Annotated in this window: 15 protein-coding genes; 14 read left to right on the forward strand and 1 reads right to left on the reverse strand. The window is 63.7% G+C overall.

From position 1 onward, the window contains the following. The first annotated feature begins 23 nt into the window (after positions 1–23). The 14 genes from NLY37_RS16900 (at position 24) to NLY37_RS16965 (ending at position 14937) form a co-directional block, all read left to right on the forward strand. Positions 24–1370, forward strand: coding sequence for a MotB family protein (locus NLY37_RS16900; protein ID WP_023740987.1), 1347 nt, complete (start codon positions 24–26; stop codon positions 1368–1370). Then, on the forward strand, positions 1367–2797 hold the full coding sequence (locus NLY37_RS16905; RefSeq protein WP_023740986.1) for a MotC family chemotaxis protein: 1431 nt from the start codon (positions 1367–1369) through the stop codon (positions 2795–2797). Before NLY37_RS16900 ends, NLY37_RS16905 begins: the two co-directional genes overlap by 4 nt. Continuing rightward, positions 2794–4179, forward strand: coding sequence for a flagellar hook-length control protein FliK (gene fliK / locus NLY37_RS16910; protein WP_023740985.1), 1386 nt, complete (start codon positions 2794–2796; stop codon positions 4177–4179). Before NLY37_RS16905 ends, fliK begins: the two co-directional genes overlap by 4 nt. Continuing rightward, positions 4112–4699 carry a transglycosylase SLT domain-containing protein gene (locus tag NLY37_RS16915; protein ID WP_023740984.1) on the forward strand — a complete coding sequence of 196 codons (588 nt, stop codon included), beginning with the start codon at positions 4112–4114 and terminating at the stop codon, positions 4697–4699. Before fliK ends, NLY37_RS16915 begins: the two co-directional genes overlap by 68 nt. A 220-nt stretch (positions 4700–4919) precedes the next feature. Then, a complete protein-coding gene (locus NLY37_RS16920) occupies positions 4920–5588 on the forward strand; it encodes a response regulator transcription factor (RefSeq protein ID WP_023740983.1) in 669 nt (222 codons plus the stop codon). Between the two features lie 94 nt (positions 5589–5682). Further along, a complete protein-coding gene (locus NLY37_RS16925; protein ID WP_023691731.1) occupies positions 5683–6936 on the forward strand; it encodes a flagellar hook protein FlgE in 1254 nt (417 codons plus the stop codon). Between the two features lie 176 nt (positions 6937–7112). Then, a complete protein-coding gene (gene flgK / locus NLY37_RS16930; protein ID WP_023686357.1) occupies positions 7113–8567 on the forward strand; it encodes a flagellar hook-associated protein FlgK in 1455 nt (484 codons plus the stop codon). 3 nt (positions 8568–8570) lie between these two features. Beyond that, a complete protein-coding gene (locus NLY37_RS16935) occupies positions 8571–9614 on the forward strand; it encodes a flagellar hook-associated family protein (protein ID WP_023740982.1) in 1044 nt (347 codons plus the stop codon). A gap of 30 nt (positions 9615–9644) precedes the next feature. Further along, positions 9645–9992 carry a flagellar biosynthesis regulator FlaF gene (flaF, locus tag NLY37_RS16940; protein ID WP_023671893.1) on the forward strand — a complete coding sequence of 116 codons (348 nt, stop codon included), beginning with the start codon at positions 9645–9647 and terminating at the stop codon, positions 9990–9992. After that, positions 9989–10432 carry a flagellar biosynthesis repressor FlbT gene (flbT, locus tag NLY37_RS16945; protein WP_023671894.1) on the forward strand — a complete coding sequence of 148 codons (444 nt, stop codon included), beginning with the start codon at positions 9989–9991 and terminating at the stop codon, positions 10430–10432. Before flaF ends, flbT begins: the two co-directional genes overlap by 4 nt. Further along, a complete protein-coding gene (gene flgD / locus NLY37_RS16950; RefSeq protein WP_023671895.1) occupies positions 10432–10839 on the forward strand; it encodes a flagellar hook assembly protein FlgD in 408 nt (135 codons plus the stop codon). The genes flbT and flgD overlap by 1 nt, the downstream gene beginning before the upstream one ends. A gap of 24 nt (positions 10840–10863) precedes the next feature. Beyond that, positions 10864–11130, forward strand: a complete 267-nt coding sequence (gene fliQ / locus NLY37_RS16955) for a flagellar biosynthesis protein FliQ (protein ID WP_023671896.1) — start codon at positions 10864–10866, stop codon at positions 11128–11130. A 71-nt stretch (positions 11131–11201) separates the two neighbouring features. Further along, positions 11202–13070, forward strand: coding sequence for an asparagine synthase (glutamine-hydrolyzing) (gene asnB, locus NLY37_RS16960; RefSeq protein WP_286440097.1), 1869 nt, complete (start codon positions 11202–11204; stop codon positions 13068–13070). A 223-nt stretch (positions 13071–13293) separates the two neighbouring features. After that, positions 13294–14937 carry an MFS transporter gene (locus tag NLY37_RS16965; protein WP_023671898.1) on the forward strand — a complete coding sequence of 548 codons (1644 nt, stop codon included), beginning with the start codon at positions 13294–13296 and terminating at the stop codon, positions 14935–14937. Positions 14938–14960: 23 nt separating this feature from the next. On the opposite strand, the gene NLY37_RS16970 is transcribed toward NLY37_RS16965, so the two are convergent. Continuing rightward, entirely contained in the window at positions 14961–15329 is a 369-nt protein-coding gene (locus NLY37_RS16970; RefSeq protein ID WP_081725355.1) for a cupin domain-containing protein, read from the reverse strand. Between the last annotated feature and the right edge of the window lie 43 nt (positions 15330–15372).

The following is a 15372-nucleotide window of genomic DNA, read 5'->3' on the forward strand; positions in this document are numbered from 1 at the left end:
CCTCTTATGAACGAGTGGACGTCATGAGCGTTGCCGACGCCGCTGAGCCCAGGCACGAGATCATCATCGTGCGGCGCAATCACGACGACCACGACGACGCCCACCATGGCGGCGTCTGGAAGATTGCCTTTGCCGATTTCATGACCGCCATGATGTGCTTCTTCCTCGTCATGTGGCTGATCAACGCCGCCAACGAGCAGACCAAGGCGGCGGTTGCCAGCTACTTCAATCCGGTCAAGCTGGTCGATCGCAACGCCAGCCGCAAGGGCCTCGAAGATCTCGGCGATGGCCCGAGCAAGGTCGGGCTGACGGCGGACGACCCGCGGGACAAGACCAGCAAGGCGGGACAGGACGGCATCGGCGGCGCCGGCACCTCGGACAAGAAGCAATCGAAGGAATCGGCGCCGAAGACCGATCTTTCCGACGAGCATCTGTTTGCCGATCCCTATGCGGTGCTGTCGGAAATCGCCACCGACACCGGCGTCATGCAAAATGTCAGCGAGAAGGGCGATGGCGGCGCGCAGGCGTCCGGCCCGGCTACCGGCGCATCCGGTGGCCAATCCTACCGCGACCCGTTCGCGCCGGATTTCTGGTCGCAGCAGGTGGCTGCACCAGGCGCCGAAGCCACCGCCGAACGCAGCAAGATCGAAGGCGATCCGCTGAAGCCGGGTGACAAGGCGGCACAGACGCAAGTGGCGGAGGTGAAGGCCGTGCCGGCCGCGCCGCCAGTGGCCGCGGCGCCGCTCGAGCCGCTGGCGAAATCCGTTTCCGATAAGCCACTGACCAAGGCTGAAGCCAAGGCAGAGGCCAAGGCTGAAGCAGCGAAGGCCCAGATTGCAAAGGCCGAAGCTGCCGAAGCACAACCCGCACCCAAACCCGAAGCCGCGGAAAAGGCGCCGACGGCCGCCACTGTTAGAGCCGCGGCGCAGGTCAAGCAGGAACTGGCCGAGGCCTTCAAGCCAGGCGACAAATTGCATAATGGCGTCTCCGTCGAAGCCACCGACAAGGGTGTCGTCATTTCGATCACGGACCAGTTCGATTTCGGCATGTTCGAGATCGGATCGGCGGTGCCTAGGCGTGAACTGGTGCTGGCGATGGAAAAGATCGGCCGCATCGTCAACGAGCAGAAAGGCACGATCAGCATCAACGGCCACACCGACGCGCGGCCGTTCCGCAGCGACACTTACGACAATTGGCGGCTGTCCACGGCGCGCGCCCATTCCGCCTATTACATGCTGGTGCGCGGCGGCGTCGACGAGCGCCGCATCACCGAGGTCGCCGGCTTCGCCGATCGCGAGCCGAAAATTGCAGCCGACCCGATGGCGGCCGCGAACCGCCGCATCGAAATCCTGATGGCGACCGACGGATGAGGCGCGCCGCGATCATCGGCCGCGCCGTCGGGCTGCTGCTGCTGAGCGCTGTCCATCCGCCATCGGCCTTCGCCGAGGACGGCTTGCAGCCCTATCAGCTGGTGCGCTCGCTGCAGCTTGTGCAGGACCGCATCGCCGCCGGCGATCACGCCGCGCTGCCGATGCAGGCCAAGCTGCTCGAAATGGCCGACACAAGGCTGCGCGCGGCGGACGCAGATGATTTCAGCGACCCGAAGAATTTTCGCGCCTTGCTGGTCTATGGCATGAGTGGCGGCAACCCCGTCACCGTCGAGGCGGCGGTGTCGCGCGCCAAGACCGACCCGCAAAGCCTGACCATCGCCAAGGGCATTGTCGATTATCTGAACGGCCGGCAGGCGGCTGCGATCGAGGCGCTGAAGCCGATCGATCCGATGACCCTGCCCCCCGATGTCGGTGCCTTTCTGGCGCTGGTCAAGGGCTCGCTTCTCGCCACCGAGCAACCGGTCAGCGCGCTTGCGCTGCTCGACGATGCTCGCCTGCTCAGCCCCGGCACGCTGGTCGAGGAAGCAGCGCTGCGCCGCTCGGTCGGCATCGCCGCCGCGCAAGGCGACGGTGCGCGTTTCGCGCTTGCCTCAACCCAATATGTCGAAGACTACCTCTATTCGCCCTATGCCAGCCAGTTCGCCGACGCATTCGTCTCCGGCGTCATCACGCTGCACATGGCAATCAGCCAGGACAAGCTCGCCGACATCACCGCAATGATGGATCCCGAGCGCGAGAAGGTGATCTATCTGCGCATCGCCCGCCGCGCCGCGATCGACGGCTTTGCCGATCTCTCCGCCTTCGCCTCGGCCAGGGCTGAACGGGGCCGCGACGGCATCCACAATCAGGACGATCCGCGCGCCCAGCTCTATTCCAGCCTGTCCACGGTAACGTCCGGCACCATCGGCGAGGTCCGCGCCAAGCTGGACAAGATCGATCGCAACCAGCTTTCGCAAAGCGACCGCGACCTGCTCGATGCCGCGCAGGCCGTGGCGGGTGAAGTCATCGCCCCGCCGGCGCCGTTGCCTGCCGAAAAGCCCGCACCTGCCGCGGCCAGGCAGGAGCCGGTTAAGACCGCGGCAGTGGAAAAACCCGACGAGCCAGAGCTGCCGCCGGTCGAAGGCGCGATGCCGGAACAGCCAGCCGTCACAACATCGAGTGAACCGGCAGCAACCGACCGACCGAAGGCGGCAAGTGAACCGGCCGCGCAGGCACCAAGCACGCCAGAGGCAAAGGCGGCGGAAACGCCTGCAGTCGCCTCGGCCAGCGATGCGGCTCCGGTCGTGCCGGCATCGGTGCCGGCCCCCGCCGCAGTAGAGCCTACCGATCCCACCGACGCCGCCATGGCGAGGACGCGTCGCCAGCTCGATTTGATCGACCAGATGCTTGGAGCAGCCCCGAAATGACCACCAATGTTGGCCAGGCCCTGCCGGCTCCCGCGCACGCCGGATCGAAGCAGTCGGCCTCAAACGCCAAGGGCGGCGACAAAAGCTTCGGCGACATGGTGCGCGGCGACGACGATGCGCCGACACCGATAGGCCAGGGAGCAATTGAGGCCGCATCGCACGAGCCGCATTGGGCCAAACGCAGCCCTGCCGGTCCCGGCAAAAGCGAAATCCCACACACCCAGTCTGGCAAAACGGGGACGAAATCCGCTGCCGGCAAGGCCGCAAAAGAACATGCCGATAGTGGCCCGGACAAACCATCCAAGGACGCTGAGGTGGCCGGACGAGACGCGGATGCAGGATCGCTGCAGGATCATTTGCCACTGGTGCTGGCGTTGCACGATATCAGGCATTTCTCAATGGTCCGGACAAGCGGGAACGGCATCGCGACGAATGGACAGACTGGGCAACCGGCGCCCGCTGGCGAGGCCATTTCTGCACAGACGTCGCCTCTGAAGAGACACCGCGCAGCGTCCGGCATTGACAACAGACTCGACACGACGACGCGACCGGAACGGGCCAAGCCCGGTACCAGCGTTTCCGCACAGGATCAGGGGCAAAAGCTGCCCGCGATCGGGCTCCAGTCCGGCAAACTGCCGCACCAGGATGGTCCGACGCCTCCTCTACCGGCGGACCAGACGGCAAGCGACGTTTCGGCACCCGCGGCAAAACGGTCCGCGCCGTCGGCGAAGTCCGTCGATGGAGCCCATTCCGCGGCATCGTCCACACAGGGAAAACAGCCGCCATTCGCTGCGCGCGTCGACATTGTCGCCGAACAGAGCTTCCCCGCGCCCGCGCATAGTCCGATAAACCAAACGACTTCGGCGCTTATCGACGCGCTGGCTTCGGATAACGGCCTGCGGCAAGCGGTTTCGACGCCGTCGACGACCGCCCAGACGGCCGGTTCTGTTGCCGTTCCGACACATATATTGAAGATCGAGCTTCACCCGGCAGAGCTCGGCATGGTCACCGCCAGTCTCAGGCTTTCCGGAGAACAACTTTCGATAGAATTGAAGCCCGAAACCCATGAGGCTTACCGCCGTCTCGCCACCGACAGCGACGCCATCGTGAAGTCGTTGCGCGGGCTCGGCTTCGATGTCGACAAGGTCACCATCCTGCAACCCTCGATAGCGATCCACGCAGCGGCCCGCAGCGATGCAGCGAACTCGCATCCAATGCCGCAAGGCCGCGACCAGTCCGCTTTTCAGCCCGGAAACTCGAGCGGCAACAATACGGGTTCGGGCGGCCAGCAGTCGGGAAGAAACCGCAATGACGATGCCCAGGAATTCGGCCGCGCTGGCGCGCCTGCTCGCGAGCGCGCTGGCGACGATATGTTTATCTAGCCTCGCCACCAAGCCGGCCACCGCCGCCACCAACCCTTGCGAGCCCGAGATCTTGCGTGCCGCCGACCGCTATGGCGTGCCCGCCGGCATCCTCTATGCGGTCGGGCTGACCGAGACCGGCAAGAAGGGTAGCTTGCAACCTAACGCATTGAATATAGAGGGAAAAGCGGTATTTCCAAGGAGCCGCACTGAGGCCCTGGCCGCCTTCGAAGCAGCCCGACGTGAGGGCAAGACGCTGATCGACCTCGGCTGCATGCAGATCAACCATCACTATCACGCCGCGCATTTCCGCAGCGTCGACGACATGCTCGACCCGCGCCAGAATGTCGACTATGCCGCGCGCTTCCTGGCCAGCCTGCATGCGCGTCATGTCAGCTGGTCGATGGCCGTCGCCCGCTACCACGCCGGCCCCGACAATGACCCCGCGCAGAAATTCTATGTCTGCCGCGTCATCGCCAATATGGTCGCCACCGGCTTCGGCAAATGGACCCCGAGCGCCCGCAACTTTTGCAACCCTTAGGTGAATCATCTCTTGCGAACGGCTGCAAATCCACGCCCGGCGGGTGACGTGCCACGTCACCCGTTCGGCAACCAACGATACAACCTCCTGATTGCGGTTATTTCGAAACTCGAAATAACTCCCAAGAAAATAGCTACAAGAAATGATGGTTGTTCAGGATTCCCGGCACCGGTTACGGCTCTTCCCACGGGGCAGATGATCTGATTCGGAGGCGGGGCCGATGATTGTAATCGTTGACGAGCGTGAGCTCGTAACTGAAGGCTATAATTCACTTTTCGATCGTGAGGGCGTCGCCTGTGCAGGCTTCGCGTCCGGTGAATTCGGCGAGTGGGTGACATCGGCCGCCGACACGGATTTGCGATCGGTCCGAGCCTTCCTCATCGGCGACTGCCGCGAAGGCACCATCTCGCCACGCCAGATCCGCGACCGCACCGGCGCTCCGGTCATTGCGCTGAGCGAACAGCACTCGCTCGAGAATACGCTGCGGCTGTTCGAGAGCGGGGTCGACGACGTCATACGCAAGCCGGTCCATATCCGGGAGATCCTGGCCCGCATCACCGCCATCCGCCGCCGCGCCCATGAGGACGTCAGCTACACCGAGATCGGCGCCATGCGCATCTTCATGGATGGCCGCGATCCCGAGATCGATGGCCAGCCGCTGCCTCTGCCGCGCCGCGAACGCCGCATCCTCGAATATCTGGCGAGCAACCGCGGACGCCGCGTCACCAAGACCCAGGTCTTCAACGCCATCTACGGCATCTTCGACGAAGAGGTCGAGGAGAACGTGGTCGAGAGCCACATCTCCAAATTGCGCAAGAAACTGCGCGAAAAGCTTGGTCAGGACCCGATAGATTCCAAGCGCTTCCTCGGCTACCGGCTGGTGTTCTGATGCCGGTCTGCGCCAGCCTCGCGCAAGACAAAAATTATATCCTCGCGACCACTGACATGGGCCCAACGATGTTGGGCATTGAGGAGACGTTTCGATGAGCCTTTACGGAATGATGCGGACCGGCGTTTCCGGCATGAACGCGCAGGCCAACCGCCTTTCGGCGACAGCCGACAACATCGCCAATTCCGACACCACCGGCTACAAGCGATCCTCGGCCGAGTTTTCGACGCTGATCATGCCGCAGGTCGGCGGCGCCTATAATTCCGGCGGCGTCAACACCACCATCCGCTCGGCCATCAGCGCCCAGGGCGTGCTGCAGTACACGACTTCGGTTTCCGACCTTGCGGTCAACGGCAACGGTTTCTTCGTCGTCCAGGACCCCAGCGGAACGCCTTTCCTCACCCGCGCCGGCGCATTCGTTCCCGACGCTCAGGGCAGACTGGTCAACGCCGCCGGCTACCAGCTGATGGCCTACAGCTACGCCAACGGCACACCGGCTGCCACCGCCAACGGTTTCGAAGGGCTGGTGCCGGTCCAGATCTCCGACCAGGAAATGACCGCGACGCCCAGCACCGCGGGCAACTTCAACGCCAATCTGCCGGCCGGCGCCACGCCGCCCGCCGGTCCGCTGCCGTCCACCAACAGCCCGACGGCGGAATACACGTCGAAATCCTCGATGGTCACCTACGACAATCTCGGCAACAAGAAGCTGCTCGACCTCTATTTCACCAACACCGGGACCGGCACCTGGTCGGTCTCTGTGTTCGACCAGTCCCAGGCGACGCCGGGCACATCCTTTCCCTATACGGGCGGCGCGCTGGCCACGGCCAACCTGACCTTCGACACCACCACCGGCAAACTCACCGGCGCCGTCGATTCGATTACCATCCCCGTACCGGGCGGTGCGTCGCTCGACCTCGATTTGTCCAAGCTGACTCAGCTCGGCACCGGCTTCACGGTCTCCGAAGCCAAGGTCAACGGCAACGCGCCCAGCACGATCGAAAAGATCCAGATCGGCGAGGACGGAGTCATTTACGCCCAGTATCAGGACGGCTCGACCAAGCCGCTGTTCAAGATCCCACTGGCCGACGTCCAGAGCGCCGACAACCTCACCGCACTGCCTGGCAATGTCTATGCGCAGTCCACCGACTCCGGCACCGTGCGCATCGGCTTCGCCAATGAAGGCAAGCTCGGCAGCATCATCTCCGGCGCGTTGGAAAATTCCAACGTCGATATCGCCGAGGAATTGACCAACATGATCGCGGCGCAGCGCAGCTACACCGCTAACTCGAAAGTGTTCCAGACCGGTTCCGACCTCATGGATGTCCTTGTCAACCTGAAGAGATAAACGACGGGCGCCAGGGGAATGAACCCAAACCAGAGCAGCGCGGTGCGCGGATTTCGAATTCAAGGCCACACCGGCAAACCGGCCGGGGTGGTCTGGAATTTCAGGTTTCCGAACGCCGACGCCGCCGACAGGGCAGAGACGTCATCCCCTCCCCACTGGCCTCGTGAAAGACCCGCATGTCGCTGACTTCCGCATTGACCATAGCCCAACAGTCGCTTCAGACCACATCGAAGCAGACCAGCGTCCTTTCCCGCAATATTGCCGACGCCAGCAACCCCGACTATGCCCGCCGCACGGCGGTCGTCGTCAGCAGCGCGCCCGGCGCCCGCTCGGTCGAGATCCAGCGCGCCACCAACGCCCTGCTGTTTCGCCAGAACCTTAGCGCGCAATCGGCATGGAGCGGCCAGAGCACGCTTTACAGCGGAATTGACCGCCTCGCCGTTGCCGTCAACGGCGTCGACAACGCCTCCTCTGCCTCGACCGCGATCGGCAAGCTGCAGAACGCGCTGCAGCTTTACGCCGCTACGCCATCCAACCAGAACCTCGGCTCCAGCGTCATCGACGCGGCCCAGCAGGTGGTGCGCGCTCTGAACGACGGCACCAACGCGATCCAGGATTTCCGCACCCAGGCCGATGGCGAGATATCAACGGCGGTTAACGATCTCAACTCGCTGCTTAGTCAGTTCCAGGACGCCAACAAGGCGGTCATCTCCGCAACCCGTTCGGGTACCGACGCATCCGACGCGCTCGACCAGCGCGACGCTTTGCTGAAGAAGATCGCGGACTATGTGCCGGTGTCGACCTTCACGCGTGGCGACAACGACATGGTCATCACCACCAAGGATGGCACGACACTGTTCGAGACCATTCCGCGCTCGGTAAGTTTCACCCCGTCGGCGGGCTACACGGCCGGCACACCAGGCAACACCATCTACATCGACAATGTGCCGGTCAGCGCCGGGGCTGGCGGCAACACCAGCGCCGACGGCAAGCTCGCCGGGCTCATCACCTTGCGCGACGGCGTCGCGGCGACGATGCAGAGCCAGCTCGACGAAGTGGCGCGCGGCCTCATCACCGCCTTTGCCGAAACAGCACCTTCGCAGCCCGACCGAACCGGCCTGTTCACCTGGTCGGGTGCGCCCGCCATTCCGGCCGCCGGCACGCTGATCGACGGGCTTGCCGGCTCGATCAAGGTCAACGCCGCAATGGACTCGAGCGTCGGCGGCAATCCGGTGCTGCTGCGCGACGGCGGCGCCAATGGTGCGGCCTATATCGCCAACACTGCCGGCAACGCCTCCTATTCGCAGCTCTTGATCGGCTATGGCGACAAGCTCGACAAGCCGATGCCTTTCGACGCTGCGGCCGGCATCACCGTCACGTCCAGCGTGTCCGACTACGCCGCCAATGCCATTGGCTGGTTCGAAGGCCAGCGCCAGCAGGCCTCGAGCAACGCCGACGCCAAGGAAGCGCTGGCATCGCGCACCGCCGAGGCGCTGTCCAACGACACCGGCGTCAATGTCGACCAGGAGATGTCGCTGCTGCTCGACCTCGAACACACCTATCAGGCCTCGGCGCGCATGATGAAAACCGTCGACGACATGCTGTCGGCCCTGCTCGATGCCGTGGGATAAGCCATGAAAGCCACATCCGTCTCCTCAGCCGCTCTCTCCAACGCCGCGCGCTATCAGCAGATGCGCATGCAGGCCGAACTGGTCAAAGCCACCAAGGAATCGACGACCGGCACCGTCGCCGATGTCGGTCTGGCGCTCGGCGCGCGCACCTCGCAGGCGGTCACCTTCTCGCGCGACCTCGACCGGTTGAACGTCATCATCGATTCCAATTCGCTGGTCACCGCGCGGCTGTCCTCGACGCAGGCTGCGCTTGGCCAGCTTTCCGACACTGCGCAGAATTTGCTGACCGCGCTGACCGCCGCCGGCAATTCCTCGAGCACCATCACGCAGCAAGCCGGCAAGGCCGCCGTGCAGCAGATGACCTCTATCCTCAACGCCAGCGTCAACGGCGAATATCTGTTTGCCGGCACCAACACCGACGTCAAGCCGATCGACGATTTCACCGCCGCCGGCTCGCCGGCCAAGGCGGCGTTCGACGCTTCCTTCTCGTCGTATTTCGGCTTCACGCAGACCGATCCGCTCGCCGCCAACATCACCGCCGCCCAGATGGACGGCTTCATCACCAGCAATGTCTTGCCGCAGTTCATGGGCTCCGGCTGGCAGGCCAACTGGTCGAACGCCACCGACCAGCAGATCGTCAGCCGCATTTCGCTGGGCGAAACCACCCAAACCTCGGCCAGCGCCAATGACGACAGCATCCGCAAGCTCGCCATGGCTTCCGCCCTGATCACCGGCCTGCTGTCCGGCAATATCAGCCAGGCGGCGAAGACCACCGTTGTCGGCCGCGCCCAGGCGATGGTCGGCGAGGCGCTGGGCGGGCTAGGGCAACTGCAGGCCGAGACCGGCCTTGCCGAGAAGCGGGTCTCCGACGCCAGCGACCGCATGAAGACGCAGGTCGACCTGTTCGAGCGCCATATCCTTGATCTGGAAGGCGTCGACCCCGCCGAGGCAGCCACCCGCGTCGCGGATCTGACGCAGCATATCGAGACGTCCTTCGCGCTGACCGCGCGCCTGCAGCAGATGAGCCTGCTGAACTACCTGACCTGACAATCTCAACCGCAACGGTAGAGCCAAACGATGTACCAATTCTCCTACGCCGACATCCAGACCGACTCCGTTGCCGATGCGAAAGATCGCGAGCGGCAGCTTTTGACCCGCTCGATCGAAATGCTGGCGGCGGCGGCGGCGGTCGGCCACACCTCGATGGAGGCGGTCGAAGCGCTGCACTTCACCAACCGGGTCTGGACCACCTTCGTCGAGGATCTCGGTTCCAGCGACAATGTCCTGCCCAAGGAACTGCGCGCCAACCTCATCTCCATCGGCCTGTGGCTGCTGCGCGAGGCCGAGGACATCCGCCAGGGCCGCACCGACAATTTCGAAGGGCTGATCGAAGTGTCCCAGATCATCCGGGACGGCATTCAATGACCAACACGCTGAAGATATCGCTGAAGCCGAACGAGAAGATCTACATCAACGGCGCCGTCATCCGCGTCGACCGCAAGGTCACCGTCGAGCTGATGAACGACGTACAGTTCCTGCTCGAGAACCATGTCATCCAGGCCGACGATGCCTTGACGCCGCTCAAGCAGCTCTATTTCATCCTGCAGGTGATGCTGATGAACCCGGCCGGCGCCATCGAGGCGCGCGCCATGTTCCGCCGCTCGCTGCCCTTGCTTTTGGCAAGCTTCGAGGATGAGCAGATCAGTGGCGCGCTGAAGCAGATCGACCGCATGGTCGGCGAAGACCATATCTATGAAGCGCTGAAGGCTATCCGTGCGCTTTATCCGCTCGAACGCCGCGCACTTGGCGGCAATGACGATGTTCAGGGTGCGAAGCGCCCGCTGGCCGTGGGAGCACAATACTGATGAATGTGGACATGACGACGACGATCCCCACGGGCGCCAACCAGGGCACCCAGCAGACGTCGAAGACAGCGGTCGACTACCAGTCGTTCCTGAAGCTGTTGATCGCCGAGATGAAGAACCAGGATCCGACGAAACCGATGGATTCGACGCAGTATGTCGCCCAGCTCGCCACCTTCTCGCAGGTAGAGCAATCGGTGCAGACCAACACCAAGCTCGACCAGATCATGCAGTCCTCGGCGCTGTCGCAGGCCGATGCCTTGATCGGCCGCTCGATCACCTCGGCCGACGGCAAGACGACCGGCGTCGTGGCCTCGGTCAAGCTTGCAAGCAACGGCGTGATCGCCGTGTTGCAGAACGGCACCGAAGTGCCGGTCGGCGCGGGCGTTTCGATAAAGCCGGCCAGCTAGACAGTTCCATAGAGGCGCGCTCACATGAACGAGGCCGACGCACTCGACATCGTCCAGTACGCGGTATGGACGGTGCTTGTTGCTTCCGCGCCGGTGGTGCTGGTCGCCATGGTGGTCGGCATCGGCATTGCCCTGATCCAGGCCCTGACCCAGATCCAGGAAATCACCCTGACCTTCGTGCCCAAGATCGTCGCCATCATGCTGGTCGTGGCGCTGACCGGTCCGTTCATCGGCAGCCAGATCTCGGCCTTCACCAACGTCATTTTCGAGCGCATTGAAAACGGGTTCTAGGCAGCGCTTGCAGGCGGCTGTGTTCCGGCTAGATTGCAGGCCATGACTCAGGCAGAACTCACCGGCAGGCCATGTGCGGAATAGCCGGCGTCTGGCGCAAACGAAACCCGATCGACGCCAACGACCTGTCGGATGTCGCCAGCATGATGCAGGCGTTGGTACATCGCGGCCCCGACGATCATGACAGCTGGCACAACAATCGGCTGGCGCTCGGTCACCGCCGACTTACCATCATCGATCCCTCGCCCGCCGCCCGTGAGCCGATGCTGACTTCTTCCGGCGATGGCGTTCTCGTCTACAATGGCGAGGTCTACAATTACCGCTCGCTGCGCGAAACGCTGCAGGCGCAAGGCGTCGTCTTTCGAACCATCTGCGATGCCGAAGTGGTTCTCGAAGCCTTGCATCACTGGGGCCCCAAAAAAGCCGTGCCGCTGTTCGACGGGATGTTTTCCTTCGCCTATTTCGACGCTCGCAGCAGTGCGCTGTGGCTTGCGCGTGACCGTCTTGGAATCAAGCCGATGTCGGTGGCCGACACGCCGGAGCGAATCCTGTTCGCCTCGGAGGACAAGGCGATCCTCGCCTGCGACGGTTTTCCGCGCGACATCGACAGCCGCGAGATCACCTTGCGGCTTGCCTGGCAGAGCCGCGATTCCAGCTACAGCCTGTTCGACCGCATCGAGCGCCTGCCGCCCGCCGGCCTGTGGAAGATCACCGATGGCGTTATCGAGAAGCGCCGCTTCTGGCATGTGCTGGACGTGCTGGAGACCGCGCGCATTACCGGCGATGCATCCGCTGATGCTGAACACATGGCGACGCTCGAGGCGTTGCTCAAGGACAGCGTCGGACTTCACTGCATCGCCGATACCAGCGTTGCCACCGCCTGCAGCAGCGGTGTCGATTCCGGCCTGATAACGGCGCTGGCAAAGCGGTTCAGGCCGGAAGTCCACGGTTATGTCGTCGACCCGCAGCTCGGCAACAGCGAGGCCGAAGACGCCGAACGCACCGGCCGCCATGTCGGCGTGCCCTTGCGCCGGGTGCCGGTCGACAGGAACCGGTTTTTCGAACTTTGGCCAAGGGTAATCTGGCATCTTGAAAGCGATGGCTGGCACGCCAGCCATGTCGCACTGCTGGCGCTTGCCGAACGATGCCGGGCCGATGGCGTCAAGGTGCTGCTCACCGGCGAAGGCGCAGACGAATTGTTTGGCGGCTACCCCTTGCAGGCCTTGAGCATGAAGAAGTGGCGTTCCTGGTCGTGGCCCCGGCGCCTGGTCCATTCGAAGCGCTCGCTCGACCGGAGATTCGAGCAACAGCGTCATGCCCCCTACAAGGTCTCGGCTGGAAGCCACTCACAAATGGATCGCAGCATGGTCCTGCGTGCTTTGTCGCCGGAGCTGAATTTTCTGCAAACCGAGATCTTCGACCGCCTGGAGCCGGTTATGCCGCCCGCGGATCGCGCCTTTCTCGGTAGTTGCCTCTACGACCTCTATTCGCATCTGCAGGACATCCTGCACCGGCACGACCGGCTGAGCATGGCGGCGTCCGTGGAACTGCGGGTCCCGTTCCTGGAAAACCGCCTGATCGACTTCGCCATCCATTTGCCGAGGCGGCAGAAATACCGCGACAAAACAGGAAAATGGCTTTTGCGAAAGGTCGCTGAAAAGCATATTCCGCGCCAGAACGTCCAGGCGCGCAAGATCGGCTTCGAGATGTCGTCGCAATTTTCGGCCGGCACGGAGACTTTGCTACGCGGCGGTTTCCTGCGCGATGCCTTGAAATGGCCCGCCGCGAATTTGGAGGACATGGTCCAGTTGGCGCGGCGCGAGCAACCGTCCAGGCTGCGGCTTGTCGGCATGGAGCTTTTCCTGCGCCTTCACGCCGGCGGCGAGACGACAGGCACGCTGACCGAAGCCTTGCATACCGCTGCCCGGGACAGAAGCTGACTTCGCGCGCGGCCGACAGCCCCGCGCAGTGGACCAATGAGAACATCGCTCTGGGTAGCGGACCATTCCCGGCTGACGTATTTTCGCCTTGCTATCCTGTTGTTGGACCATGATCTTTTTCGAAGACGCGTTCGCCCTTTTGGATGTCGTGCTCTATTTCAAACGGATGCCATGATTGTCGTCCCCGCGGACGAAACCAGCACGTTAAGGTGGGACAGGTCTGATGATCGATGACGAGCCGGACAGCGAACGCGTTTCGGCGCTGGCGCCGTTCCGGCACGGCATCTTCCGCGCCGTCTGGTCGGCCAGCCTGGTGTCGAATTTCGGTGGCCTGATCCAGGGCGTCGGCGCCGCCTGGATGATGACCACCATCGCCACCTCGCCCTATCAGGTGGCGCTGGTCCAGGCCTCGGCCACTCTGCCGATCATGCTGTTTGCACTCGTCGCCGGCGCCATCGCCGACAGCTTCAACCGGCGCAAGGTGATGCTGATCGCCCAAATCTTCATGCTGGTCGTCTCTGCACTTCTAACGCTGTTCACCTGGAACGGCTGGATGACGCCGTGGACGCTGCTTGCCTTCACCTTCCTAATCGACAGCGGCACGGCGCTCAACAACCCGTCCTGGCAGGCATCGGTCGGCGACATGGTGCCGCGCAACAAGCTGCCGGCCGCGGTTGCACTCAATTCACTGGGCTTCAACCTGACACGCAGCGTCGGCCCGGCGATCGGCGGCATCATCGTTGCCGCCGCTGGTGCGGCTGCTGCGTTCGCCGCCAATGCGCTGAGCTATATAGGTCTCATCATCGTGCTCTTCCGCTGGAAGCCGGAGCTGCCGGTCTCGACGCTGCCGCGCGAGACGCTGGGCGCCGCCATGGGCGCCGGCCTGCGCTATGTCGCCATGTCGCCCAACATCGGCAAGGTGCTGGTCAGGGGCTCCGCCTTCGGCTTCAGCGCCGGCGCGGTTTTGGCGCTGCTGCCGCTGGTGGCGCGCGACGTCGTCAAGGGCGATGCCTTGACCTACGGCATCATGCTCGGCGCCTTCGGCATCGGCGCCGTCGGCGGCGCGCTGATAAGCGTGCGTCTCAGACAATTGCTGTCCAGCGAGACGATGGTGCGGATGGCCTTCGCCGGCTTTGCCGTCTGCGCCTTCAATGCCGCCATCAGCCTCAATGCCTGGCAGACTGCGGCGGGTTTGCTCATCGGCGGCGCCTGCTGGGTGATCGCGCTGTCGCATTTCAACGTCACGGTGCAGATGTCGACGCCGCGCTGGGTCGTCGGCCGGGTGCTGTCGGTCTACCAGACGGCGACCTTCGGCGGCATTGCGCTGGGCAGCTGGATCTGGGGCGTCGTTGCCGATGCGCATGGCGCCGAAACCGCGCTGATTGCGGCGGCCATCGCGATGCTTGTTGGCGGCGCCATCGGCCTGTTCCTGCCGCTGCCGCAGCAGACGACTCTCAACCTCGACCCGCTCAACCGCTTCAAGGAGCCGCATCTCGGCCTCGACCTGAAGCCGCGCAGCGGCCCCATCGCCATCATGATAGAGTACATTATCCGCGACGAAGATGTACCCGAATTCCTCGCCACCATGGCCGAGCGCGGGCGCATCCGCCGCCGCGACGGCGCCCGCAACTGGACGCTGGCTCGGGACCTAGAAAATCCCGCAGTCTGGATCGAACACTACCACACGCCGACCTGGCTGGAATACATCCGCCACAACCGGCGCGCCACCCATGCCGACGCCGTCGTCGGCGAGCGGGTGCGGGCGCTGCACAGCGGCGACGAACCGCCGCGCGTGCGCCGCCTGATCGAGCGCCCGACGACCGCCGGCACCGCGCTGGTCTCGCCGAAGGGGCCGATCGATCACTGAGCTCGCCATAGCCGTAGCGCCGGTCAGCCGGCGCTCTGGATCATGTAGAGCTTGCGCGTGGTCTCGCGTATCAGCCACTCGCCCTTCCAGCCCTGCGGCAGGACGAGGAGATCGCCCGGACCGAGTTCCCGCACCTCGCCATCGATGCGGCTCAGTTCCACGCGCCCCGAAATGATGTGGCAGATCTCCGACGAGTCCGAACGATCGGCGGTGAAGCGGCCGGGCGTGCATTCCCAGATGCCGACATCGACAGTCCCGTCAGGCGATTGAAAGAACGAGCGCACGGCCTCGACCTGATCGCCTTCAATCGAGCTTGGCTTAGGAGAGAACGCGCCGATCTCGGCCTTGGCGAGATCGTGGAAGGTCGAAAGATCGATCAAGTCTAGCTCCATGGATAAGAGCAATTCCAGGAAAGGGGTCTGCCCCGGAATTGCG

The organism is Mesorhizobium sp. C395A (assembly GCF_030323205.1).
Lineage (GTDB): Bacteria > Pseudomonadota > Alphaproteobacteria > Rhizobiales > Rhizobiaceae > Mesorhizobium.